At 55.2% G+C, this 20,618-nt stretch carries 22 protein-coding genes and 1 riboswitch; of the genes, 9 read left to right on the plus strand and 13 right to left on the minus strand.

All coding sequences use genetic code 11. The annotated features are described in order from the left end of the window. Window positions 1-201 precede the first annotated feature (201 nt). From ACVKSX_RS09105 to ACVKSX_RS09125, 5 genes are read right to left on the minus strand one after another with little or no spacing between them, the layout of a single operon-like run. Window positions 202-1,284: an ABC transporter ATP-binding protein gene (locus tag ACVKSX_RS09105; protein ID WP_031590703.1), complete on the minus strand. Its 1,083-nt coding sequence runs from the start codon at window positions 1,282-1,284 to the stop codon at window positions 202-204. 2 nt (window positions 1,285-1,286) lie between these two features. Next, entirely contained in the window at window positions 1,287-2,234 is a 948-nt protein-coding gene (locus ACVKSX_RS09110) for a carbohydrate kinase family protein (RefSeq protein ID WP_061902176.1), read from the minus strand. A 2-nt stretch (window positions 2,235-2,236) separates the two neighbouring features. Next, window positions 2,237-3,076, minus strand: a complete 840-nt coding sequence (locus ACVKSX_RS09115; protein ID WP_033760458.1) for a carbohydrate ABC transporter permease — start codon at window positions 3,074-3,076, stop codon at window positions 2,237-2,239. Beyond that, complete coding sequence (locus ACVKSX_RS09120; RefSeq protein ID WP_033787031.1) at window positions 3,066-3,974, minus strand: carbohydrate ABC transporter permease; 909 nt, start codon at window positions 3,972-3,974, stop codon at window positions 3,066-3,068. The genes ACVKSX_RS09115 and ACVKSX_RS09120 overlap by 11 nt, the downstream gene beginning before the upstream one ends. 9 nt (window positions 3,975-3,983) lie before the next feature. After that, a complete protein-coding gene (locus tag ACVKSX_RS09125; RefSeq protein ID WP_354438807.1) occupies window positions 3,984-5,231 on the minus strand; it encodes an extracellular solute-binding protein in 1,248 nt (415 codons plus the stop codon). Window positions 5,232-5,528: 297 nt separating this feature from the next. Here ACVKSX_RS09125 and ACVKSX_RS09130 point away from each other — a divergent pair, with 297 nt between their 5' ends. Next, a complete protein-coding gene (locus ACVKSX_RS09130; protein ID WP_207253903.1) occupies window positions 5,529-6,698 on the plus strand; it encodes an ROK family transcriptional regulator in 1,170 nt (389 codons plus the stop codon). Between the two features lie 42 nt (window positions 6,699-6,740). Here ACVKSX_RS09130 and ACVKSX_RS09135 read toward each other — a convergent pair whose 3' ends face one another. From ACVKSX_RS09135 to ACVKSX_RS09145, 3 genes are all read right to left on the minus strand, one after another. Further along, window positions 6,741-8,015, minus strand: coding sequence for a Glu/Leu/Phe/Val family dehydrogenase (locus ACVKSX_RS09135; protein WP_354438805.1), 1,275 nt, complete (start codon window positions 8,013-8,015; stop codon window positions 6,741-6,743). Window positions 8,016-8,480: 465 nt separating this feature from the next. Continuing rightward, window positions 8,481-8,870 (minus strand): DUF1090 domain-containing protein, encoded by a 390-nt coding sequence (locus ACVKSX_RS09140; protein WP_010247098.1) that lies wholly within the window; start codon window positions 8,868-8,870, stop codon window positions 8,481-8,483. Window positions 8,871-8,992: 122 nt separating this feature from the next. Next, window positions 8,993-9,763 carry a MerR family transcriptional regulator gene (locus tag ACVKSX_RS09145; protein WP_073970681.1) on the minus strand — a complete coding sequence of 257 codons (771 nt, stop codon included), beginning with the start codon at window positions 9,761-9,763 and terminating at the stop codon, window positions 8,993-8,995. 361 nt (window positions 9,764-10,124) lie between these two features. On the opposite strand from ACVKSX_RS09145, the gene ACVKSX_RS09150 reads away from it, so the two are divergent. After that, the gene (locus ACVKSX_RS09150; RefSeq protein WP_033760447.1) at window positions 10,125-10,520 is read left to right on the plus strand and encodes a hypothetical protein; all 396 of its coding nucleotides are present in this window, start codon (window positions 10,125-10,127) and stop codon (window positions 10,518-10,520) included. Window positions 10,521-10,565: 45 nt separating this feature from the next. Here the strand turns inward: ACVKSX_RS09150 and ACVKSX_RS09155 are convergent, their stop codons facing one another. Both ACVKSX_RS09155 and ACVKSX_RS09160 read right to left on the minus strand, forming a co-directional pair. Beyond that, window positions 10,566-11,039, minus strand: coding sequence for a nuclear transport factor 2 family protein (locus tag ACVKSX_RS09155; protein WP_033773958.1), 474 nt, complete (start codon window positions 11,037-11,039; stop codon window positions 10,566-10,568). A gap of 55 nt (window positions 11,040-11,094) precedes the next feature. Further along, entirely contained in the window at window positions 11,095-11,529 is a 435-nt protein-coding gene (locus ACVKSX_RS09160; protein WP_122889383.1) for a 6,7-dimethyl-8-ribityllumazine synthase, read from the minus strand. A gap of 389 nt (window positions 11,530-11,918) precedes the next feature. On the opposite strand from ACVKSX_RS09160, the gene ACVKSX_RS09165 reads away from it, so the two are divergent. Then, a complete protein-coding gene (locus ACVKSX_RS09165) occupies window positions 11,919-12,626 on the plus strand; it encodes a phage antirepressor KilAC domain-containing protein (RefSeq protein WP_010247108.1) in 708 nt (235 codons plus the stop codon). Between the two features lie 132 nt (window positions 12,627-12,758). Here ACVKSX_RS09165 and ACVKSX_RS09170 read toward each other — a convergent pair whose 3' ends face one another. Beyond that, window positions 12,759-13,556 carry a MetQ/NlpA family ABC transporter substrate-binding protein gene (locus ACVKSX_RS09170; RefSeq protein WP_010247110.1) on the minus strand — a complete coding sequence of 266 codons (798 nt, stop codon included), beginning with the start codon at window positions 13,554-13,556 and terminating at the stop codon, window positions 12,759-12,761. A 284-nt stretch (window positions 13,557-13,840) separates the two neighbouring features. On the opposite strand from ACVKSX_RS09170, the gene ACVKSX_RS09175 reads away from it, so the two are divergent. After that, window positions 13,841-14,224: a cupin domain-containing protein gene (locus ACVKSX_RS09175; protein ID WP_163852049.1), complete on the plus strand. Its 384-nt coding sequence runs from the start codon at window positions 13,841-13,843 to the stop codon at window positions 14,222-14,224. Window positions 14,225-14,375: 151 nt separating this feature from the next. Beyond that, entirely contained in the window at window positions 14,376-14,957 is a 582-nt protein-coding gene (locus tag ACVKSX_RS09180) for a DJ-1/PfpI family protein (RefSeq protein WP_010670359.1), read from the plus strand. A gap of 70 nt (window positions 14,958-15,027) precedes the next feature. Here ACVKSX_RS09180 and ACVKSX_RS09185 read toward each other — a convergent pair whose 3' ends face one another. Further along, on the minus strand, window positions 15,028-15,714 hold the full coding sequence (locus tag ACVKSX_RS09185) for a molybdate ABC transporter substrate-binding protein (protein WP_354438801.1): 687 nt from the start codon (window positions 15,712-15,714) through the stop codon (window positions 15,028-15,030). Beyond that, window positions 15,714-16,763 carry an ABC transporter substrate-binding protein gene (locus ACVKSX_RS09190; RefSeq protein WP_033768993.1) on the minus strand — a complete coding sequence of 350 codons (1,050 nt, stop codon included), beginning with the start codon at window positions 16,761-16,763 and terminating at the stop codon, window positions 15,714-15,716. The genes ACVKSX_RS09185 and ACVKSX_RS09190 overlap by 1 nt, the downstream gene beginning before the upstream one ends. Window positions 16,764-17,051: 288 nt before the next feature. Continuing rightward, a riboswitch (guanidine-I (ykkC/yxkD leader) is annotated at window positions 17,052-17,150 on the plus strand. 61 nt (window positions 17,151-17,211) lie between these two features. Here ACVKSX_RS09190 and ACVKSX_RS09195 point away from each other — a divergent pair. From ACVKSX_RS09195 to ACVKSX_RS09210, 4 genes are read left to right on the plus strand one after another with little or no spacing between them, the layout of a single operon-like run. Continuing rightward, a complete protein-coding gene (locus ACVKSX_RS09195; RefSeq protein WP_069026741.1) occupies window positions 17,212-18,267 on the plus strand; it encodes a putative urea ABC transporter substrate-binding protein in 1,056 nt (351 codons plus the stop codon). Between the two features lie 24 nt (window positions 18,268-18,291). Next, complete coding sequence (locus tag ACVKSX_RS09200; protein ID WP_010247123.1) at window positions 18,292-19,107, plus strand: ABC transporter permease; 816 nt, start codon at window positions 18,292-18,294, stop codon at window positions 19,105-19,107. Next, window positions 19,104-19,889 carry an ABC transporter ATP-binding protein gene (locus tag ACVKSX_RS09205; protein WP_354438799.1) on the plus strand — a complete coding sequence of 262 codons (786 nt, stop codon included), beginning with the start codon at window positions 19,104-19,106 and terminating at the stop codon, window positions 19,887-19,889. Before ACVKSX_RS09200 ends, ACVKSX_RS09205 begins: the two co-directional genes overlap by 4 nt. Next, window positions 19,886-20,614 (plus strand): urea amidolyase associated protein UAAP1, encoded by a 729-nt coding sequence (locus ACVKSX_RS09210; protein WP_354438797.1) that lies wholly within the window; start codon window positions 19,886-19,888, stop codon window positions 20,612-20,614. Before ACVKSX_RS09205 ends, ACVKSX_RS09210 begins: the two co-directional genes overlap by 4 nt. The last annotated feature ends 4 nt before the right edge of the window (window positions 20,615-20,618 follow it).

The raw sequence follows: 20,618 nt of genomic DNA on the forward strand, positions 1-20,618 counted from the left end.
CCGGCGTGGACTTCTGGCCCACCGTCACGCCTCAGCGCTGCGGATAGCCCTTTCAGCAGCAGAGGCGCTCAGGCCTCCACTCTCGTGCCCTTTTTTAACAATACACACTGAAGTTTCAGAGCAGGCCCCTGCCCGGCACCAGACTGCGTTATCATCTGTCGCTTAACTGACTGGCATTAGCCGCTGGCGGGTTTATTTTTATCACTGCTCCGTCAGCCGCACACCGCTGCTGGCATCAAACAAGTGCATTTTATCCGGATTAACGGTCACCGGCAGCGTGCCGCCAGGCACGGCATCGCTGCGGCCGGTCAGTTGCATATGCAGCGGGAAACCCTGCCAGTTCAGATGTAGCAGGGTCGATTCGCCGGTGATCTCAACAATATTGACCGCCGCCGGTTGCCCGCTGGCATCAAAAATCAGATCGTGGGGTCGTACGCCAAGCGTGACCGGCTGATCGGCCTGCTGCTGTGCCGCACTGTGCCAGCGACGCGGCAACGGCAGCCACTGCTCGCCACAGCAGACGCCAGGCAGCCCATCGCGTGTCTGGAAACGGGCATCCAGCAGATTCATCGGCGGTGACCCGATAAACCGCGCCACGAAGGTGTTTACCGGGCGGTCATAAATCGCCAGCGGCGCACCCTGTTGCACAATGACCCCTTCTTTCATCACTACAATCTGATCCGCCAGCGTCATCGCCTCGACCTGATCGTGGGTAACATAGACCATGGTGGTTTTGAAACGCTGATGCAGCGACTTAATCTCGGCCCGCAGCTCCATGCGTAACTGCGCATCAAGATTAGAAAGCGGCTCATCAAACAGAAACACCTGCGGATTGCGCACCATGGCGCGGCCCATCGCCACGCGCTGCCGCTGTCCACCCGACAACGCTCTTGGATAACGCTGCAGCAGCTGATCGATGCCGAGAATGCCGGCAATGCGGGCGATTTTGCTTTTTTGCTCCTCGCGCTTCACCTTTTTCACCTGCATGTGAAACGCCAGATTCTCCGCGACGGTGAGATGCGGATAGAGCGCATAGCTCTGAAACACCATGGCGATATCCCGGTCAGCAGGATCGAGATCGTTAATCTGTTTTTTATCCAGCATGATCGCCCCGTCAGAGACGGTATCCAGACCGGCAAGCAGCCGCAGCAGGGTTGATTTGCCGCAGCCGGAGGGGCCGACCAGCACAGTGAAACTGCCATCAGGAATGGTTAAATCCAGCGGGTGCAGCACGCTCTGTTTACCGTAGCGCTTCGCCACCTGTACAAGTTCAACACTGGCCATGTTCAGCGCACCTCATTTGATAGTTGGAGTTGTTGCCAGCTGGGATAGCGGCGCGGAGAGCTGCTTATCGCCTGTGATGCCACTTCAATGCCCCAGCGCAGCGCCGTGTGCGATGGCTGGTGATAGAGCAGTGCAGTAAGAAAACCGGCATTAAAACTGTCACCGGCTCCAATGGTATCTACCACCGTCACCGGCTGGGCAGCAGCATACTGCACAGAGGCGGCAGACCAGAGACGTGCGCCCTCTGCGCCACACTTAATCACACAGCCGCCGCGACCACTGAGCCGGGCTGCCAGCTGTTTACCGCTTTGATCCAGCAGTTCTGCGCCCGATAAGCCCAGCGCTTCCACCTCATTCAGCAGCAGCCAGTCACAGTCCGCTAACCAGTTGCCAATCTGTAAGCGAAGCGCATCGCTCCAGCCCGCAGGCGGCCAGCCGGTATCCACGGCGACACAGAAGCCACGCTGTTGCAGCGCGGCCAGCAGCGCCGGGTAGTGATCATAGAGTTCCAGACAGAGAAAGGTGCCGCACAGCAGGACGATGTCGCCCGACGTCGCCTGCGACGGCAACTGGGCCAGCACATCGTCCGCGGTCAGCACGGTAATATGGCCGTGATTGCTGAGAAACGAGCGTTCGTTATCGGGATGGGTCACGCCTACCGTCAGCGAGGTTTCACAGGCATAGCGCGGCCAGTATGCAGCGCTATGAGGAAAGTGACTGGCGAGCCAGTGACTGAAGCCATCGTCGCCCTGATTGGCAATGGCCCGATGCGGCACCTGCATCGCCTCCAGCGCCAGCGCACAGTTACCTGCGGACCCGCCGGGACGTAACTCACTGTGCTGCAGCATCACTTCCGTGCCGCGCTGCGGCCAGTCGCTGAGCGTACTCATGATTAAATCAACATTTATATTGCCCACCACATAGAGGGTGGGCGTGAGGGTAGTGACCATGATTATCCCTTACTTCCGCCGCTGGTGAGACCGCTGACCAGCGTCTTCTGCAACCAGATGGCAATAAACAGTGGCGGCACCGAAGCCAGAATGCCGATTGCCGCGATCAGCCCGTCATCGGTCGCGCGTCCTGCGGTAAAACCGGCAATGGCGACCGGCAGGGTCTGTGCCGAAATATTGCTGGTGAACAGCAGCGCGTAGAAAAACTCATCCCAGGCGAGCAGCCAGCCGAACAGCGCGGCAGCGCCCAGCACCGGCTTTGCCAGCGGCAGCGTAATGCGCAGCAGAACCTGCCAGAAGCGCAGGCCATCAAGCCGTGCTGCCTGTTCGATATCACGTGGCAGTGAGTCGAACTGGTTCTTCAGCATCCAGGTCAGAAACGGCAGGATCAGCGAACAGTAGACCATCACCAGGCCGGGACGGGTGTTGAGCAGCCCCAGTTGTTGCAGCAGAAAGTAGAGCGGCAGCACAAACGCCACGGGCGGCACCATATAGATTGCCAGAGCGCCGGAAAGCCAGGCATCACGACCACTGTAGCGTGAGAAGCTGAACGCCGCAGGTATCGCCAGCAGCAGCGAGATCGCTGTGGCCACCGTCGCCACCAGCAAACTATTACCCAGCGCGTGCAGAAAAACGTTGCCGGGCTGATTCGGTGCCAGCGAAACCAGCCCCTGATAGCGACTGAAATCCCACTGACGCGGCAGCCACTCCAGCGGCACGCGGGAGAGATCGCTGGCAGAACTGACACTCATCAGAAACAGCCAGCCCATTGGGGCCAGAATGCTGACGGCGACCAGCAGCGCAGCCCCGTAACGCAGGACCCGTCGCAGTTTAGTTTTCATAAGCGGTACTCCGGCGGCGCTGATGCCATAACATCAGCAGATAGAGCGTGATCAGCAGGGCGCACATCAGGGTCATCAGTATCGCGTAGGCGGCACCGCTGCCGGCACGCAGATAGCTGAACGACTCCTGATAAACGAAAAAGCTCAGGGTCTTGGTGCTGTCCACCGGGCCGCCGCGCGTCATCACGTAGATGATGTCGAAGATTTTGAAGGCATCGATGGTGCGTAACACCAGCGCGACGCCGAGCGGTGCAACAATCGCCGGGAAGGTAATCGCCCGGAAACGCCGCCAGGCGGAGGCACCGTCCAGTCGTGCCGCTTCAAACAGATCCTCGGGGATCGACTGCAGCGCCGCCAGCACCAGCAGGGTGACCAGCGGATAGTTTTTCCAGATATCCGCAAACATCACTGCATTGAGCGCCGCCTCCGGCGATCCCAGCCAGCTGCGATAACCGTCAATGATACCGAGCTGGCTGAGCAGGGCGTTGATGCTGCCGTAATCAGGGTTGAAGTTGAGCCGCCACATCATGGCGTTGACGATGGTCGGCAGCGCCCACGGCAGAATCACCAGCACCCGCAAAACGTTGCGCCCGGTGAATTTCTGATTCAGCAGCAGCGCCACCAGCACGCCGATAATCCCTTCAACGGTGACAGACACAAGGGTGAAATAGAGTGTGCGCCAGATCGATGCCCGAAAGTCGGGATCGCTAAGCGCATAGAGATAGTTTTCCAGCCCAATCCAGGCAGGCGTTTCACCACTGCCAATCAGCGCAGCATCGGTAAAGCTGAGCCAGATGGTACGCAGCAGAGGCCAGGCGGTTAACAGCAGCATCACCAGCAACATGGGTGCCAGCAGCACCCATGCCTGACGCTGTTCGCGTTGACGCAAACTCAGCATCGTGACTCCTTAACGCAGCCGGGCGGCGCTTTTATCAACCGTCGCCATCGCGTCCTGCGCCGGGGCTTTACCCAGCAACACCTGCTGTAACTGCTGTTGCAGCTGGTTCGACAGACGGGAATAGTCAGCGGTCTCCGGACGTGACAGCATCACGTTTAGTGATTTGTCCGCCGCGGCGATCAGGCTCTCCTGATCCTTTTTCACCGCCTCATCCTGATAAGAGGATTTCCAGATCGGCAGGCTGAGCTTCGCATACTGGTTTTGTACCGGCTGTGAGGTCATGTACTGAATGTACTGCCAGGCCTCGTTGGCATGGGTGCTGCCTTTGGTGATCCCCAGCCCCATTGAGCCGTTTACCGCCCCCACTTTTCCTGGCGCATCGCCGGGCGCAGGCATGATCCCAACGTCGCCCGCCACTTTGCTCTGCTTCGGATCGTTCGCCATGTTGTACATGTAGGTCCAGTTCAGCGCGAAAGCCGCATCGCCATTAGAAAACGATTTACGCACATCCTCTTCCAGATATTCACGCGACGCCGGGTTACTCAGGCCCTCATCGAGCGAGCTTTTCATCAGGTTAAGCGCCTTGAGTGAAGCCGGGCTGGAGAAGTTAAGTTTGCCGTTCTGATAGAACTGACCACCAAAGCCTGAAACAAGCGTGGTGTAGTCACACACCAGCGCCTCAGCCTGGGACCAGCTCCAGACCAGCGGCCAGGTGACAATCTTTTTATCCTTGATGATCTTCGCGTCATCCAGCACCTGCTGCCAGGTCTGTGGCGGCGTGGTGATGCCCGCTTTAGCCAGCATCGCTTTGTTGTAGTAAAGGTATTTGGTGTCGAGGATCCACGGCATACCCAGCGTTTTACCTTTGTAAACCACGGTGTTCATCGCGCCCGGGAAGACCTTCTCTTTATCCTCTGGCGTAATGCGTGCGCTGACATCCTGCAGCAAATCGAAACGGGCGAATTCCGCTGGCCAGATGGCATCGAACAGCACCACATCATAGCCATTGCCGCCCGCGCCACGCGCTGCCACAATCTTGTCGTGCAGCGCCTCATAAGGAACAAACTCCAGATTGACGGTGACATCCGGGTGCTGCTTCTGAAAATTTTGCGTCATCGCGCGGATATCATTTTCGCTGTAAGCCGCCTGGGTCATAAACAGGGCATTGATCTGGCTGGCCGCCGCCGCGCTGACTGCGCTTAACATCAGTAAGGCGGCAAAACCGGCTTTTAGTTGGGGTGTGTAACGCTGTGACATGGTCTTCTCCACTGTGCAGCAACAGGCTGTCGGTTAATTAAATCAATTTGATTGATTTAATCGGGGGCATAATTTTGGTCAGTGGGTGAACTGACCTGTCTGAATCTAAGCAAACGGCGTGCCACAGTGCCGGAGGGCATTGCAACAAAGCCGTAACAACGCTAAAACTCAGACTGCGCTTTTATGGCAAAATTGCCTATCCTGATGCGCGAGAATTGCGTGCAGCATCAAAGATATTGTTTGCCCGAATGCATTCGGAGACCAATACTGTCGGGTCCCGCTGAAATGGAAAACAACATGAAAACCTCGGGTACCAACCTTGAACATGCGCGGGCGCATAACCGACGTGTGGTGATTGAAGCCATTCGCCTGCACGGTGAACTGACCCGTGCCGAACTGGCCCGCATGACGGCGCTGACGCCGCAGACCGTCTCGAATATCGTGGCGGAACTGGAGCAGGCCGAACTGCTGACCAGCCGCCAGCCGCGCCGCAGCGGGCGTGGTCAGCCCTCAATTCCGGTTACGCTCAATCCCACCAGTGCCTGGTCGATCGGCATCCATCTTGATCACCAGACGCTGCTGCTGGTTCTGGTCGATCTCAGTGGTAAAGTGCGTTTCCGCCGCCTCGTTCTGGTGCAAAAGCCTCAGCCTGCTGCCACCCTGGCGTGCATTGCCAGCGTGCTGGAGGAGATGCGCGCCTTCCTGGGTACTCAGTGGCAGAAAGTGCTGGGGATTGGCGTGGTGATGCCAGGGCCTTTTGGTGTGGAGGGCATTTCATCAGTGGGGCCGACCACGCTGAACGGCTGGGAGCAGGTTGATATCGAGGCTGAACTCGCCACCATTAGCGGTCTGCCAGTGACGCTGGAAAATGATGCTACGGTCGCCGCCATAGGCGAACGCTTTCACGGCACGGCGCGCCACCTGAACTCCTTTATCTATCTCTATATCGGCACCGGCCTGGGCGCGGGGATCTTCACCGATGGTCATATCTATACCGGCCACGCCCATAATGCGGGCGAAATCGGACACATTGTGGTCGAGCCGGGCGGTCGCGACTGCTACTGCGGAAATCAGGGCTGCCTCGAGCGTTACGTCTCGCTGCAGGCCGCTTATGAATTCTGCGGTCTCGATCCAATGCGGGCGCTGCCCGAAGATCTGTTGCAGATTGAACCCGCGCGTTTTACCGCATGGATTGAGAATGTGACGACGCCGTTACGTCAGGCGATCAATATTCTGGAGTCGGTGTTTGATGCTGAGGCGGTAATTATTGGCGGGATGATGCCTGCGCCGTTGCTGGAGCAGATGGTGCAGCGATTGCCGCCGCTTTATCAGTCGGTGCGCGGACGCTATCTTAACGATATGCGACTAAAAATTGGCATGACCGGCAGCGATACAGCCGCTCTCGGCGCCGCCGCTTTACCGATTTTCGATGAATTTAATCCGAAGTTTCAGGTGCTGATGAAGTAGGCAGGGAAAAGGGCGCTGCTGCAGACAACAGCGCCACAGGCATTAACCCGGGTAGATACCGCGATCTTTACGCGCCATCAGAATACGCTCACAGGCCACGATATAGGCCGCGGTACGCAGCGAGCAATCTTTCTCCTTCGACTTTTCCCAGACGTGTACCATCGCTTCCGTCATGATCTTGTCTGAGCGACGATTGATCTCATCTTCGCTCCAGAAGAAGCTGGCCATGTCCTGAACCCACTCGAAGTAGCTGACGGTCACGCCACCGGCATTACAGACCACGTCCGGCACCACGATAATGCCGCGGGTGGCCAGCATGTCATCGGCATCCGGATAGGTCGGGCCGTTTGCGCCTTCCAGCACGATTTTGCAGCTCAGGACTTCAGCACGCTCGCGGGTAATCTGACCTTCCAGCGCCGCCGGGATCAGAATATCCATCCCTGTGGTCCAGAACGCCTCTTTATCAATGCTCTGCGCACCAGGGAAACCGGCAATCTGCTTATTGGCGATCTGCCATTCGGTCAGGGCAGCCAGGTTGATGCCATCGGCATTAAACAGCGTCGCGGTGTGATCCTGAATCACTACCACACGAGCACCCGCCTCATCAAACAGGCGTGCCGCTTCGCTGCCGACGTTACCGAAGCCCTGGACCGCAACGCGTGCGCCTTCAATTTCAATACCTGCACGGCGTGCCACTTCGCGTCCGGTAATAAACACGCCGCGACCGGTGGCTTTTTCACGCCCCAGTGAACCGCCCAGATGAATCGGTTTGCCCGTGACAACGCCGGTAATCGTTGTGCCGTGGTTCATGGAGTAGGTATCCATCATCCACGCCATCACTTTGCTGTTGGTCCCGACATCTGGCGCAGGAATATCTTTTTGCGGCCCGATGATGATGCCGATCTCGCTGGTGTAACGGCGGGTCAGTCGCTCAAGTTCACCGTCGGACAGTTTGAACGGATCAACGCGGATTCCGCCCTTAGCGCCGCCATAAGGCAGGTTAACCGCCGCGCATTTGATGGTCATCCATGCGGAGAGCGCCATCACTTCATTAAGGTCGACATCCGGATGGTAGCGAATACCGCCTTTTCCTGGGCCGCGCGAAAGGTTGTGCTGAACGCGATAGCCTTCGAAATGGCGAATTGAGCCATCATCCATCTGGAGAGGAATATCAACAATCAACGCACGTTTTGGATGACGCAAAGTATCTATCCAACGTGAAAGATCGCCCAGATAGGGCGCAACCCGGTCGATTTGCTGTAAATAGGTGGACCAGGCAGATGTGCTGCTTTCAGACGCATAAGATAACTTATCCATAAAAAACCTTTCTTAATGAAGTTATTTATTGTGTGGAGCCGTGGATGGAGAGCGCATTGCATTGCGCCGACATAATCTAACACTACTGAAACAAATAAGATGTGGCATCAGCCATGCCACATCGCTGTAATGCCCTATTTTGGGGCAGGGTAAGTGAATAGATTAGTATTGCTGGCCCCTTACAGACGAATAAAGATGCGCGTGGAGTGCGTATTTTCTGCATAGGACAGGAAATATCGCTATCTTTCAAATCTTTGAGGGCGTTCAAAAAGTTAAATAATTGATCGTAACCATGTTGACTTTGCTGCACCAATTAAGTGCATGAGAATAAGTAATCAAAGGATTACATAAAGTAATGGATTGGACGTTAATAGCGCAGGCTAATCAGGTATTTAGAAAGGAGAGAGGGTCAGGGCTGGGGAAGGGAGAATAACGGGCCAGCGCAGTGGCTGGCCAGAATGAGTTTTACTGATGCAGAGCCTGCTCGGCTTCTTTCAGTTCCTGGCGAGCGTCAGCCAGTTTATCTTCGCGCTTCTGGATCTTGCTGGCGCTGCGGCCTTCTGCTTTCGCTTTAGCCAGTTCCTGTTCGCGTTCCTGTACCTTCAACTTTTTCTCTGCCACTTTTTCCTGACGCTGCTTTAGCAGACTGCTTTCGGTACAGTTCTGATTTACTTCGCTCAGCGCTTTTTCAAGGCCGGCAACCTGATGGGTATTATTGTGCTGGCGGGCAAAAGAGAGCTGGGTCTCAATCTCCTGCTTTTTGGCTGCACAACCGGTCAGGCCAGAGGCCGCGTGAGCAGCAGTAAAAGTGAGTGGTAACAGGAGAAGGCTGAAGGTCAGTAAGGTCTTTTTCATCTTAGTCTCGTCAATGAGTCAGGGTTGTGGCACCAGTATACGGAACCACCTTAAGAGATTCTTAACGAAAAAAATTATTTACTGGCGCGGAAAAACAGGGGTAAAGAAGGCGCTGCCTGCTGTCAGGCAGCGCTGGAGGCGTTGGATTGGGCAAATTGCAGGTTACAATCAGGTCCACTGAGCATTACCGGATGGCCATCCAGACTCTGCTGTTCAAAATAGTCCTGCATCTGCTGGCTGATGCCGGCACCACACCACATCACATGATGCTGATGAAGGTCGGTTTTAACGGCTGGCAGCCCGGTTGCACGCGAGTCAACCTCGACATTAAAGCCCATCGCAGTAAGACGAATGGCTTCAAGCCAGATTTCGGTTTTATCAAGTACGCTCACCGCTTCCAGAAACAGAGGAATAGAAGATTCGTTGCGCGATGAGGCGCGCATGACTTTATCCGCCTGCTGCTGCACGGTTTGCTCAAAACGGTTGAGGCGACGTGACGCTCCCCGACGGAGATCGGCGTAAAGCCAGGCGCTCAGCGGCCGCAGCAGATTAATGACGAAATCATCACCGCTATAATGGCTGGACATCGTGTGCATCTGACGTGAAAGCGACAGCGGTGTGCCAAATTCCAGCTGCCAGAGCAGGTCACCTTTGCGCGCCGCCCAGCCAAAGGTGGTGACCGTCGAAGCAGCCTGCTGACCTTGCCAGATTTCGTCGAGCGTCGCGCCAGTGGCTGTTAAGCCAACCAGGGTCTGGATTTCACTGAGGTGATGCTCACTCCAGCGTTCCTGATACTGCTGCGGCGTCAGTAATCCCTGCTTCATCCAGCTCTTCAGGTTAGCGGGATGGGTGCCGGTTATGGCGCAAACAGTATCGGTGGTATAAGAATGCATATCGTGCCCTCTGTAGAGGGGAAGGCCGCCGGGATTAACCGGGGATGAACCACCACTATGAACCTTATAACAGCCAATTAACAGAGGCAGAGTTAAGGCAAACCGGCGCTATGTGCCTGTGACGCTACGCTTATTCGTTGTTATTCTCCGATTAAATTTATGCTGATCAGCAGGTTAAAAGCGCTGCGATCAGGCAATAAAAATACTGTGTATTTATTCAGTAAATATTCTTTACGCAAATATACCGGGAAATCGGTACTTTTAAGCCTCTTTTAAGAGCATGCCGACTCTTATCCCCCTTACATCCTCCCGCTAAATCGCTAAAATAGCGGGTTCTGATGATCAGGAGAAAGAGTGCCCAATGCGTTATCGTTTTAGTCTCGCCGTTGTAACGGTTGCTGCTGTACTGACTGGCTGTGCAAAACATGCCGCCAGCGATGCGCCAGATGAATTTGCTGCTGGCCCGACGCAGATTGATGTCTCACACATCAAGACCCGCGCAGATGATGGCTCCAGTGTATTCCTGACTGTAGATGGTAAAGACGCCGGCAGATTGCCTAACGGCGAAAGCATGCTGCTGCATGTTCCGGCCGGAAAACACCAGGTCGGTGGCTATGTACCCACTCTGTTTGGTATGGGTCGGGTGACCATTGCGCCGGTAGAAGTGACCACGTCACCGGACGATGTCAAAAAGGTGGCTTATACGGTCACACGCAACAAAGCGACCTTTGTTGAGAACAAGGACGAGCAGGGCTGAGTGGATGACGGCGGAGAGCTGCGCTCTCCGCTGGAAGGGCTGGTGCTATAAGCCCAGTTCGCTCAGTGAAGGATGGTCGTCAGGGCGTCGGCCCTGCGGCCAGTGAAACAGCCGCTGTTCTTCACTGATTTTCAGATCGTTGATGCTGGCATAACGCTGCTGCATTAAACCCTGCTCATCAAAGGCCCAGTTCTCGTTGCCATATGAGCGATACCACTGCCGTTGCTCGTCATGCCATTCATAGGCGAACCGCACCGCAATCCGGTTCTGGTCAAAACTCCACAACTCTTTAATCAGCCGATACTGCTGCTCCCGCTGCCATTTTTGCTGCAGGAAGGCGATGATTTCTGCCCGGCCGGTCAGAAAGGTATCGCGATTGCGCCATTTACTGTCCGCTGAATAGGCCAGAGCGACTCGCTCCGCATCCCGGCTGTTCCAGCCATCCTCAGCCAGCCGGACTTTTTCAATCGCCTGTGCAGCCAGGGTAAATGGCGGTAGAGGCGGACGTGAATTTTCCAACTTTCTCTCCTTAACAGCGCAGGCAAACGCATTGTCAGCATTCGTTACAGTCGTATCAGAGTTCCAGGGCGTGAATCTGGCAGACGGCACGCGCCGCTTCCTGACCTTTTTTCACGAAATGCTGAGTATAGAAGTCGATAAACTCTGCCGATGGCTGGAAATTATGTGGCGTAAGTGACACAGAGAAGACGGGCACATTGGTTGTCAGCTGCGCCTGCATCAGACCACTTACCACAGCCTGCGCGACAAAATCATGGCGATAGATGCCGCCATCCACCACCAGTGCTGCACAGACAATCGCATCGTAGTTGCCGGTCTGCGCCAGGCGTTGCGCCAGCAGCGGCATTTCAAAAGCGCCCGGAACATCCCATGTCTTAATCTCATATGAGGTACCGCGGCTTTCCAGTTCCTGTTCGAATCCTGTCAGAACCTGAGAAACGATTTCGCTGTGCCAGTTAGCTTTAATAAAGGCGACTTTCAACGGCTGCATGACTTACTCCAGTAAAAGGTGACATTCAGTGGTAACGGGCCAGATTTCGCCCCTGCACCCCGAATCAAAATAGTGAGCCCGGCAGGCCAGTAACCTGCTGACAGCCTTCACTATACTGTAATGTAAAGAGTCTGTGTCCATCATTGTGATTATATGTAAATAACTGAGCGATGGATTACCCGCTTATGCTGCCGCAAAAGCCCGCAACGCCTCCTGCAAGGCATTCAGCACGCACGCTTCAGCCCGCCAAACCGCCTCACACCCTGTTGTTTGCGTAACAGCTTCCAGTTACGTTATTGCTTAAATAAAATACTGGATATTTGAACAGGTATTTGTATAATTAATCGACTGCCCGCCGGGTATTGGTAGCGTTAGCGAGGGGTGAACCCATGATGATTTCAACTGAAAGCCTCAAATCTCTGGAACAATCGGTCACAATGAGCAGTCGTGAACTGGCTCAGATGACCGGTATTACACACGGAGAAGTGAAGCGGTTAATCAAAAGTCTGGAGACGGCTCAGCGTCTCTCCCAGCCGCTCAGCGTGAATGAGTATGAGCGGGAAGGAGAAGTGCGTCAGGAGTACCGTCTGTGCAAGCGTGACTCGCTGCTGGCCGTGGCACGCCTGTCGCCAGGCTTCACTGCAGAAGTGCTGGATCGCTGGCAGGACCGCGAGAAGACGACCCATCTGCCTGACTTTACCAATCCGGCTGAAGCCGCTCGCGCCTGGGCTGAGCAGTTTGAACAGCGTCAGGCGGCGGAGCAGCAGCTGGCTCTCTCGGCACCCAAGGCGGCGTTCTTTGATAACTTCGTTGAGGTTGATGACTCGCTGGGTTTTCGGCAGCTCTGCAAAATGCTGAAAGTGAAAGAACCGGAGTTTCGCCAGTTTCTGCTGGAGCGCAACATTATGTATCGCGCAAAAGGCACCCTGACGCCGCAGCACTACCATATGCAGGCCGGCTACTTTACGCTGCATACCGGCACGGGCGAAAATCAGCACGCTTTCTCTCAGGCACGTTTTACGTCTAAAGGGGTGAAATGGGTCGCCAGTCTGTGGGCAGGGCATCTCTCTGCTCAGCCAAAAGGCGCAGCTGCGTAACCGTTCCTGTGATCTTGCGGGCTGGCGCGGATGTATAAGTGCTGGCAGATGTGCCTGTAAAAGTGCAGATATAAAAAAGGCCGCAACAGAGTGCGGCCTTTTTTGATCGTTAATGATCGATTATCGGGCAACTCACCAGCCTTTAATCGCATCACCCTTGTAAACTTCTTCGGCTTTGGCCGCCACCTCCGGTGACTGCAGCGCTGACTTCAGCTTCTGAATTTTATCGCTGTCTTTATTATCTTCACGTGATACCAGCGCATTGACGTAAGGCGATGAGGCACTTTCCATAAATAAGCCATCGCGGTGCGCTGATAATCCAGCCTGAGCCGAGAAATTAGTATTAATGATCGACAGGGTCACGTTGGGATCGTCTAATGTGCGGGTCAGCTGTGGGGTATCCACTTCAACCAGCTTCAGGTTTTTTGGATTTTCGATGATATCCAGTGAGGTCGGTAAATACCCCACATCCGGTTTGAGTTTAATCAGACCCTGCGCCTGCAGGAGCAGCAGGCTGCGTCCCAGCGTGGTGGCTTCGTTAGAGATGGTGATAGTGGCACCATTCTGCAGCTCACTGATGTTCTTGATTTTGTGCGAATAGGCAGCAATCGGGAAGACGAACGTTTTACCCACTACCGCAAACTTATAGCCGCGCTCTTTAGACTGTGATTCCAGATAAGGCAGGCTCTGGAAGGCGTTAGCATCAACTTCTTTGTTATTCAGCGCTTCATTTGGCAGCACATAGTCATTGAAGTTAAGCACTTCGACATCGAGCTTGTATTTATCCTTCGCCACCTGCTTTACCACCTGCCAGATTGCTTCATCAGGCCCGGTATTAATCGCAACTTTAACTTTGTTATCGTCATCTTTTGAGCAGGCGGATAATAGTAGAACAGAACTGGCGAGTAATGCCGTAAACAGACCTTTCATTATCAGAAATCCCTCAGGTGGTTGATGGCTTCAAAGATAATACAGAACTCACAGGTTGCGTACTGACTGAGGAATATATCTTATAACCACAACGCAAATATTGAACATTAATTAATCAGTAATTCAGCCAGTCCGCTAATGGCCGGTTTTCATCCCTCTGTTCGCTGGCGGAAAATTCCTGTTAACAGGCTTATTAAAACGCAGGCGGGCATCAACACAGTTTTCTTCTAAGCTTACTTATCGGTCACTACTGGCATTCTATTGATTATTAACAGGGATTAACCATGTCGAAGCAAGATAACGAAATTAACGCGGTTGAAGTGATGCGCAGCAGCCAGGCCTGGAACGGTGACGTTCTTGAGGCCTATCCCACCGGCGAACCTGAGCTGACCGTTATGCGGCTCTCACTACCTACCCATACGTCATTGCCCTGGCATACCCATCCAATGCCGAATGCGGCGTTTATTCTTTCCGGCGCCCTGATTGTTGAGGATAAAGAGAGCGGCGAACAGCGCACCTTCCATGCGGGTGAAGCCCTCAATGAGACGGTCAACAGTGCGCATCGCGGTTACACACTGGATGAGCCAGCCGAACTGGTGATTACCTATGCCGGTGTAAAGGGGCAGGAACTGACCGAGCCACTGCCGGGCGAGCCGGAAGAGTTTTAAACGCACTTACTTCATGACGCACCACGGTAGTGTCGCCCGCTGCCGTTTAAAAACCCTGCTCAGACTTGATTCGGATCAGTAAAGGGTGCGCCTGCACAGACCAGGATTAAACGCTCTCTGCTTCATCCACACCAATTAAAAAGGAATTTTCATGGATAAGAATGTTGCTCTGCTGCTTGCCCCAGGCTTTGAAGAAGCTGAGGCTATTATCACTCTCGACATCCTCTCACGCCTGGGCGTTCAGGTTACAACCCTGGCCTGTCAGCCCTATCGCGAAGTGAACAGTTATCATCATGTGAAGGTTGTCGCCGATGAGCTGCTGGAGGCGAATCGGGACAGGCTGTTTGATGCGGTGATTGTGCCGGGTGGTCCTGACGGCAGCAAAAATCTGGCGGCAAATGCGGCAGTGATAGATTTTATTCGCCGCCATGATGAGGCGGGCCGCCTGGTCTGCCCAATTTGCTCCGCAGCGGCCAGAGTGCTGGCGCCACAGGGTCTTTTAAGGGGGCGTCGCTATGTCAGTTCTGGTACGTCATCAGAAGGTGTCACCGATGGCGTTTACGTTAATGCCTCGGTAGTGAAAGATGGCAATTTGCTGAGTGGACAGGATCTGGGCGCGGCGTTTGATTTCGCCTTCGCGATCGCTTTTATCCTGACTGGTGAGGCTGATAGTGCTACCGAGCAGGCTGAACATATCAGTCACAAGCTTAAGGTGGATTTCGCTAAGCTTTAATGAGCTGTGTTTCGCGCCCTTAAAGCGAGATGCTGACAGGGCGCAAAGTCATCCGCGACAGAAAAGGCATTTACTCCCCGCCAAACCCCGCTTCCCGCAGTACCTTTTTTGCCTGCTCCGATTCTAAAAAATCCGCCAGCCGACGCGCCTCTGGCGTAATGACTGCACAGGCGTAGCGCGCAACAGGATTGAAAACCGCAGGAATATCAACGACTGTCAGCCCGGCAATCTGACTCAGGGCCGCCCGATGGCTGGCATAACCGATAAACAGATCCGCCTGATCCTCCAGGATAATCCATTCTGCCGCCAGCCTGCCTGCGGGAATGGGTGCAGAGTCACGCCCACCCACCAGTGCCTTTGCACGCTGGCGCACCGCTTCACCGGCTTTACCCATCCGGGTGAAAAGGGCCTGCGCGTAGTCGCCAGAGGGATCGGCTGTGGGTGTAGAGGTTGCGATCCGCAGTGTGTCGCGGGTGAGTAGCTGATACCAGTTGTCTCCCGCCTGTAGCCGATCGCTGCGAACCGTGATGCAGAGTTTATTAGTCGTGAACGGTATGACTGCCAGCGCTCGCTCAGCGTTCAGCAAGTTTTGCGGATGCTCTTCACTGGCTGAAGCAAAGAGATCGCAGGGCTCACCGGCTTCAATCCGTTCACGGAGCAGACCGGCGGGGCCAAACCGGGTTTCAACTGGCTCAGGAAAGTACGCCATCAGGGCGGGCCAGACGGCTTTCAGGCTGCCCGCCGCCAGTACGCGCATCACTCTGTTCCCTGATAAGCGGTGCGATAGAAGCGCTGATACCACTTATTGGCCAGCTTATTCATGTCCACATCCTGAAATTTCTGCGGATAGAGTTTTTTCGCCATCCACAATTCGCCAATCCCCATCGCTTCCGGCATTGGATAACCCCAGGCTTTGGCGTAGTCCGGCATCAGCCAGACGCGATGATTTTTTACCGCGTCGATAGCCTGCCACTGTGGTGAACTGTTGATTTCATTCACGACGGAGGGATAACGGTCCTGCACAAAAATCACCTGTGGATCCCAGGCGATGACCTGCTCCATCGACACGGTTTTAAATCCCTTTACGGTCGCTGCGGCGACATTGACCGCGCCCGCATGCAGCATCATCAGGCCGGTATATTTCCCTGAACCGTAGGTGGTCAGTTCCGGGTTCGCCATATAGGCGCGAATGCGTTTTTCCGCCGGAACATCCTTCAGGCGATCGCTGACGATTTTGCGGCCCTCATCGGTGGCCGTAATCAGCGCTTTTGCTTCTGCCGGTTTATTGATGATCTCGCCGATAAGCGTAATCCCTTCACGCAGTCCTTTGTCATAGGCCATTTCCTCATCGCGGATAGACGGGTTCATTTTTGCCTTTTCACCCGGCTCGTCATGACGCAGTGAGATAGCCACCACCGGAATGCCCAGCGCGGTAATGCTGTCGATCATCTCATGCGGTGCGTAGTTGGTCACAAACACCACCTGCGGATGCAGCGCCACCAGTTTTTCGGGATCAACATGCGTCAGATCCCCCAGTGTCGCTTTCTGGTTCAGCTCAGGAGCCAGGCGGGCATAGCTGTCGCCAAGTTGCTGCTTCCAGTTCGCCATCACACCGACGATTTTATCGGTCGCGTTCATCTGCACCAGCAGGTTCAGCGTCTGATGCTGAAGCACCACAATACGATCAACACGATCAGGAATCGTGACCTGGCGGCCTGTCTGATCGGTTATCTGGCGCGATGCCTGGGAAGAGAGCGGAAGGAGTATCAGTAAACCGAGTGTGCATGCCTGCCAGAAGCGCTTCATTAACTATCCTCAAAATACGTTATGCATTGGATTATATAGCGATAAGTGATGGGCGTCACGGTCCGGGTCTGCATTCCGGCATAGATGTGAGTACGAAAATAGACTGACTGAGGGTTCTGATATCTCTTGCCTGCCCGGCACTGATAATGTGCAACGCCCGTTACTGACTCACCATCCCGGTGCCTTCTGGATTATGCTCTCTCTATTTCTCTGATTTTACTTAAGTTAATTTCTGGCACGCCATTTGCTGAAGTCTGAACAGTAAGCAGCGTTCGACCCAATTGATAGCAAATAGCTGGCTAGGGTTCCGGTTCACGCAGGTGAATGTCTGGTCCGAGAGCTGGCGACCTCTGCGAGGTTACACGGCGGGACAAAAGCCCGGGAGACAGCGGCACCAAATGGTGTCTTGCGCTGCTCCCGTTTTTTTTGTGCCAACCAGAGGTCAACCATGAAGAAATCACCCCTCCTGACGCTTATTCTGTCGCTGACGCTGCTGGTCAGCGCGCCATCTTTCGCCGCGGTCAAAAAAGAGTTCAATATCTGCTGGACCATCTATGCGGGCTGGATGCCCTGGGGCACCATCAGCAACGAGAAAATCATCGATAAATGGGCCAGCAAATACGGCATCAAAATTCATATCACCCAGCTCAATGACTATATTGAGTCGATCAACCAGTACACCGCGGGTCAGTTCGACGGCTGCACCATGACCAACATGGATGCGCTGACCATTCCTGCGGCGGGCGGCATTGATTCCACAGCGCTGATCACCGGCAGCTTCTCCGATGGTAATGACGGAGTGGTGCTGAAAGGCGTAAACAAAAAACTCAGCGACCTGAAAGGGATGTCTGTCTATCTTCCTGCGCTGTCGGTTTCGCACTACCTGCTGGTTCGCGGTCTTGAGAAGGCCGGTTTACAGGAAAAAGACGTTAAGGTCGTGAACACCTCCGATGCCGATATCGTCTCCGCCTTTGGTACCAGCGGCGTGCAGGCGGCGGTTGCCTGGAATCCGCAGCTTTCAGTGATCAAGAAAACCCCGCAAACCACAGAAGTATTCAGCTCTTCGGCCGTACCGGGCGAACTGATTGACATGATGGTGGTGAATACAGAGACCCTGAAAGATAACCCCGCGCTGGGTAAGGCACTGACCGGGGCCTGGTTTGAGATGATGGCGAAAATGCAGGCCGGAGATGCGCAGGCGCTGAGCGCGATGGCTGCCGATTCCGGTACTGACCTCGCCGGATACAAGGCGCAGCTGAAAACCACCCACCTGTTCTGGACCCCAGCCGAAACCCAGACATTTGTTTCTTCCCCCGATCTGGCGAAAACCATGCAACGCGTCGCCGCGTTCTCCTTTGATAAGGGATTACTGGGCGAGGGTGCACAAAGCGCTGACTTCATCGGCATGAGCTTCCCTGGCAACATCACCGTCGGTGATACAGCGAACATCAAACTGCGCTTTGACGACAGCTATCTGAAGATGGCCGCTGCGGGCAAGCTGTAATCACCGATCTCAGGAGTATTTGCCATGCGCCACATCAACCGCTATCCCCGGCAGGGAATGCGCCTGACGCTGATGCTATTACCTTTTGTATTGCTGATCGCCGTCTGGTTTATCAGTTCGGCGGTGCGTCTTGAAGCCAACCCACACGACAAGCTGCTGCCCGGCCTGTCACAGATGATCGCCGCTATTGATCGGATGGCCTTCACGCCGGACAAGCGCAGCGGTGAATATCTGCTGTGGGCGGATACGTGGATTAGCTTAAGCCGTCTGCTGACCGGCCTGGCGATCTCTTCACTGATTGGTCTCTGCATCGGTGTTGCTGCGGGCGTCTTCCCGATGAGTCGCGCGGCGCTGTCACCCTTTATGACCGTGGTGTCGATGATCCCACCGCTGGCGCTCCTGCCGATGCTGTTTATCGTCTTCGGGCTGGATGAGCTGTCAAAAGTGATGCTGATTGTTATCGGGATTACGCCGATGCTGGCGCGCGACCTTGAACATCGGGCGCGGGAAATCCCCGCAGAGCTCTTTATCAAAGCACAAACCCTGGGGGCGAACAGCTGGACGGTGGTGCTGCGGGTTGTGCTGCCGCAGCTCTTGTCGCGGCTGATCACCTCGCTGCGCCTGTTGCTGGGATCCGCATGGCTATTTCTGATCTCCGCCGAAGCCATTTCCGCAACCGCCGGACTGGGCTATCGCATTTTCCTGGTTCGTCGCTATATGGCGATGGATGTGATCATTCCCTATGTCATCTGGATAACGCTGCTGGCGTGGCTGATGGATCTCGCGCTGCGTCAATTGCACAAAGCCTGTTTCCCCTGGGCGGAAGGAGGCCGGGAATGAGTTTTATCGATATCAAAAATATCTGGCAGGAGTATGGCGACCACGTGGTGCTGGAACGCATCAATCTGCAGGTCAAAGAAGGTGAATTCTGCTCGCTGGTGGGCGCGTCCGGCTGTGGTAAGTCGACGTTTTTACGCCTGCTGCTGGGGCAGGAAAGGCCGACACGGGGAACAATCACGCTGGATGGTGAACAGCTGCGCGCGGAACCCGATCGCAGCCGTGGCGTGGTGTTTCAGCGTTATTCGGTTTTTCCTCATCTCAACGTACTGGATAACGTCACCATTGGCCTCGAGCTACCGGCTTCACCGTTTACTGGCCGGCTCTTTGGCACCCGAAAACGCCATGCCCGTGAGCAGGCAAAACAGATGCTGGAGAAAGTCGGGCTGGGCCATTCTCTCGATAAATATCCGGCGCAGCTTTCGGGCGGGATGCAGCAGCGGCTGGCGATTGCGCAGGCTTTTGTCATGCAGCCGCGCGTACTGCTGCTGGATGAGCCCTTCGGCGCGCTTGACCCCGGCATCCGCAAAGATATGCATGCGCTGCTGCTCCAGCTCTGGAGCGAAACCCGCATGACGGTGTTTATGGTCACTCACGACCTTGCCGAAGGCTTCAATCTTGGCACCCGGCTGCTGGTTTTCGACAAAGTGCGCATCGATCCTCAGGCCCCCAATGCCTGGGGCGCGCGTATCACTTACGACATCCCGCTTAATGAAACGCGGCTGTCGCAGCTGGCAACCGGCAGTAAAAACAACATTTATCCCCTCAAGGAGACCGCTCAATGACCGCACTTTTTCATTCAGCTCCGAGCCTGCGCGAAGAGCAGCTGCCTGGCGGAGGGCACACCTCGCTGATTCTGCGCAAAGGGCAAATCCTGCGCCTGACCGACATCGAGGGCGGCGCGAACGTCAGCATGATGATGCTCAATCCCCACGAGAAAAGTGAACGCCTGAATCTGCCGGATACCCTGAAAGGCCAGCATACGGCTCGCCTGACCACCGGGCACTGTTTCTACTCCGACATGGGACGCGTACTGGCCGCGATTGTGGCGGATAGCTGCGGCTGGCACGACCCGTTTGGCGGCGTACTCAACGCGGCGGAAACGCACGATAAGTATGGAGCCGGACGCTATCAGGAGCTGCGCAACGGCTTCTACCGCAACGGCACAGATAATCTGCTGGTTGAGATGGGCAAATGGGATCTGGGCCTGGAAGATCTGCTGATGGTCGTCAATTTTTTCAGCAAGGTCACGGTTGATGATAAGGGCCGCTTCCGGTTCAGCGCGGGCAACAGCTGCGCCGGCGATTTCACTGAACTGTACGCACCCATGGACGTGCTGATGGTGCTGACCGCGCTGCCACATCCGCAGGATCCCGCCGCTGACTATCTCCCGCGTCCGGTCCAGCTGAGCTGGTATCAGGCCGACGATATGCAGGCCGTCAGCGAAGCGATGGTCACGCGTGGTGAAAACCAGCGCGCGCTTCATAACACCCAACTTTTTGCCCTGTAAGGAG

The sequence above is a fragment of the Pantoea sp. PvP021 genome (genome assembly GCF_054056055.1).

Coding starts and splice junctions, on each gene's coding strand:
- ACVKSX_RS09105 (WP_031590703.1), bottom strand. CDS start 1,284: ATGGCCAGTGTTGAACTTGTACAGGTGGCGAAGCGCTACGGTAAACAG.
- ACVKSX_RS09110 (WP_061902176.1), bottom strand. CDS start 2,234: ATGGTCACTACCCTCACGCCCACCCTCTATGTGGTGGGCAATATAAAT.
- ACVKSX_RS09115 (WP_033760458.1), bottom strand. CDS start 3,076: ATGAAAACTAAACTGCGACGGGTCCTGCGTTACGGGGCTGCGCTGCTG.
- ACVKSX_RS09120 (WP_033787031.1), bottom strand. CDS start 3,974: ATGCTGAGTTTGCGTCAACGCGAACAGCGTCAGGCATGGGTGCTGCTG.
- ACVKSX_RS09125 (WP_354438807.1), bottom strand. CDS start 5,231: ATGTCACAGCGTTACACACCCCAACTAAAAGCCGGTTTTGCCGCCTTA.
- ACVKSX_RS09130 (WP_207253903.1), top strand. CDS start 5,529: ATGAAAACCTCGGGTACCAACCTTGAACATGCGCGGGCGCATAACCGA.
- ACVKSX_RS09135 (WP_354438805.1), bottom strand. CDS start 8,015: ATGGATAAGTTATCTTATGCGTCTGAAAGCAGCACATCTGCCTGGTCC.
- ACVKSX_RS09140 (WP_010247098.1), bottom strand. CDS start 8,870: ATGAAAAAGACCTTACTGACCTTCAGCCTTCTCCTGTTACCACTCACT.
- ACVKSX_RS09145 (WP_073970681.1), bottom strand. CDS start 9,763: ATGCATTCTTATACCACCGATACTGTTTGCGCCATAACCGGCACCCAT.
- ACVKSX_RS09150 (WP_033760447.1), top strand. CDS start 10,125: ATGCGTTATCGTTTTAGTCTCGCCGTTGTAACGGTTGCTGCTGTACTG.
- ACVKSX_RS09160 (WP_122889383.1), bottom strand. CDS start 11,529: ATGCAGCCGTTGAAAGTCGCCTTTATTAAAGCTAACTGGCACAGCGAA.
- ACVKSX_RS09165 (WP_010247108.1), top strand. CDS start 11,919: ATGATGATTTCAACTGAAAGCCTCAAATCTCTGGAACAATCGGTCACA.
- ACVKSX_RS09170 (WP_010247110.1), bottom strand. CDS start 13,556: ATGAAAGGTCTGTTTACGGCATTACTCGCCAGTTCTGTTCTACTATTA.
- ACVKSX_RS09175 (WP_163852049.1), top strand. CDS start 13,841: ATGTCGAAGCAAGATAACGAAATTAACGCGGTTGAAGTGATGCGCAGC.
- ACVKSX_RS09180 (WP_010670359.1), top strand. CDS start 14,376: ATGGATAAGAATGTTGCTCTGCTGCTTGCCCCAGGCTTTGAAGAAGCT.
- ACVKSX_RS09185 (WP_354438801.1), bottom strand. CDS start 15,714: ATGCGCGTACTGGCGGCGGGCAGCCTGAAAGCCGTCTGGCCCGCCCTG.
- ACVKSX_RS09190 (WP_033768993.1), bottom strand. CDS start 16,763: ATGAAGCGCTTCTGGCAGGCATGCACACTCGGTTTACTGATACTCCTT.
- ACVKSX_RS09195 (WP_069026741.1), top strand. CDS start 17,212: ATGAAGAAATCACCCCTCCTGACGCTTATTCTGTCGCTGACGCTGCTG.
- ACVKSX_RS09200 (WP_010247123.1), top strand. CDS start 18,292: ATGCGCCACATCAACCGCTATCCCCGGCAGGGAATGCGCCTGACGCTG.
- ACVKSX_RS09205 (WP_354438799.1), top strand. CDS start 19,104: ATGAGTTTTATCGATATCAAAAATATCTGGCAGGAGTATGGCGACCAC.
- ACVKSX_RS09210 (WP_354438797.1), top strand. CDS start 19,886: ATGACCGCACTTTTTCATTCAGCTCCGAGCCTGCGCGAAGAGCAGCTG.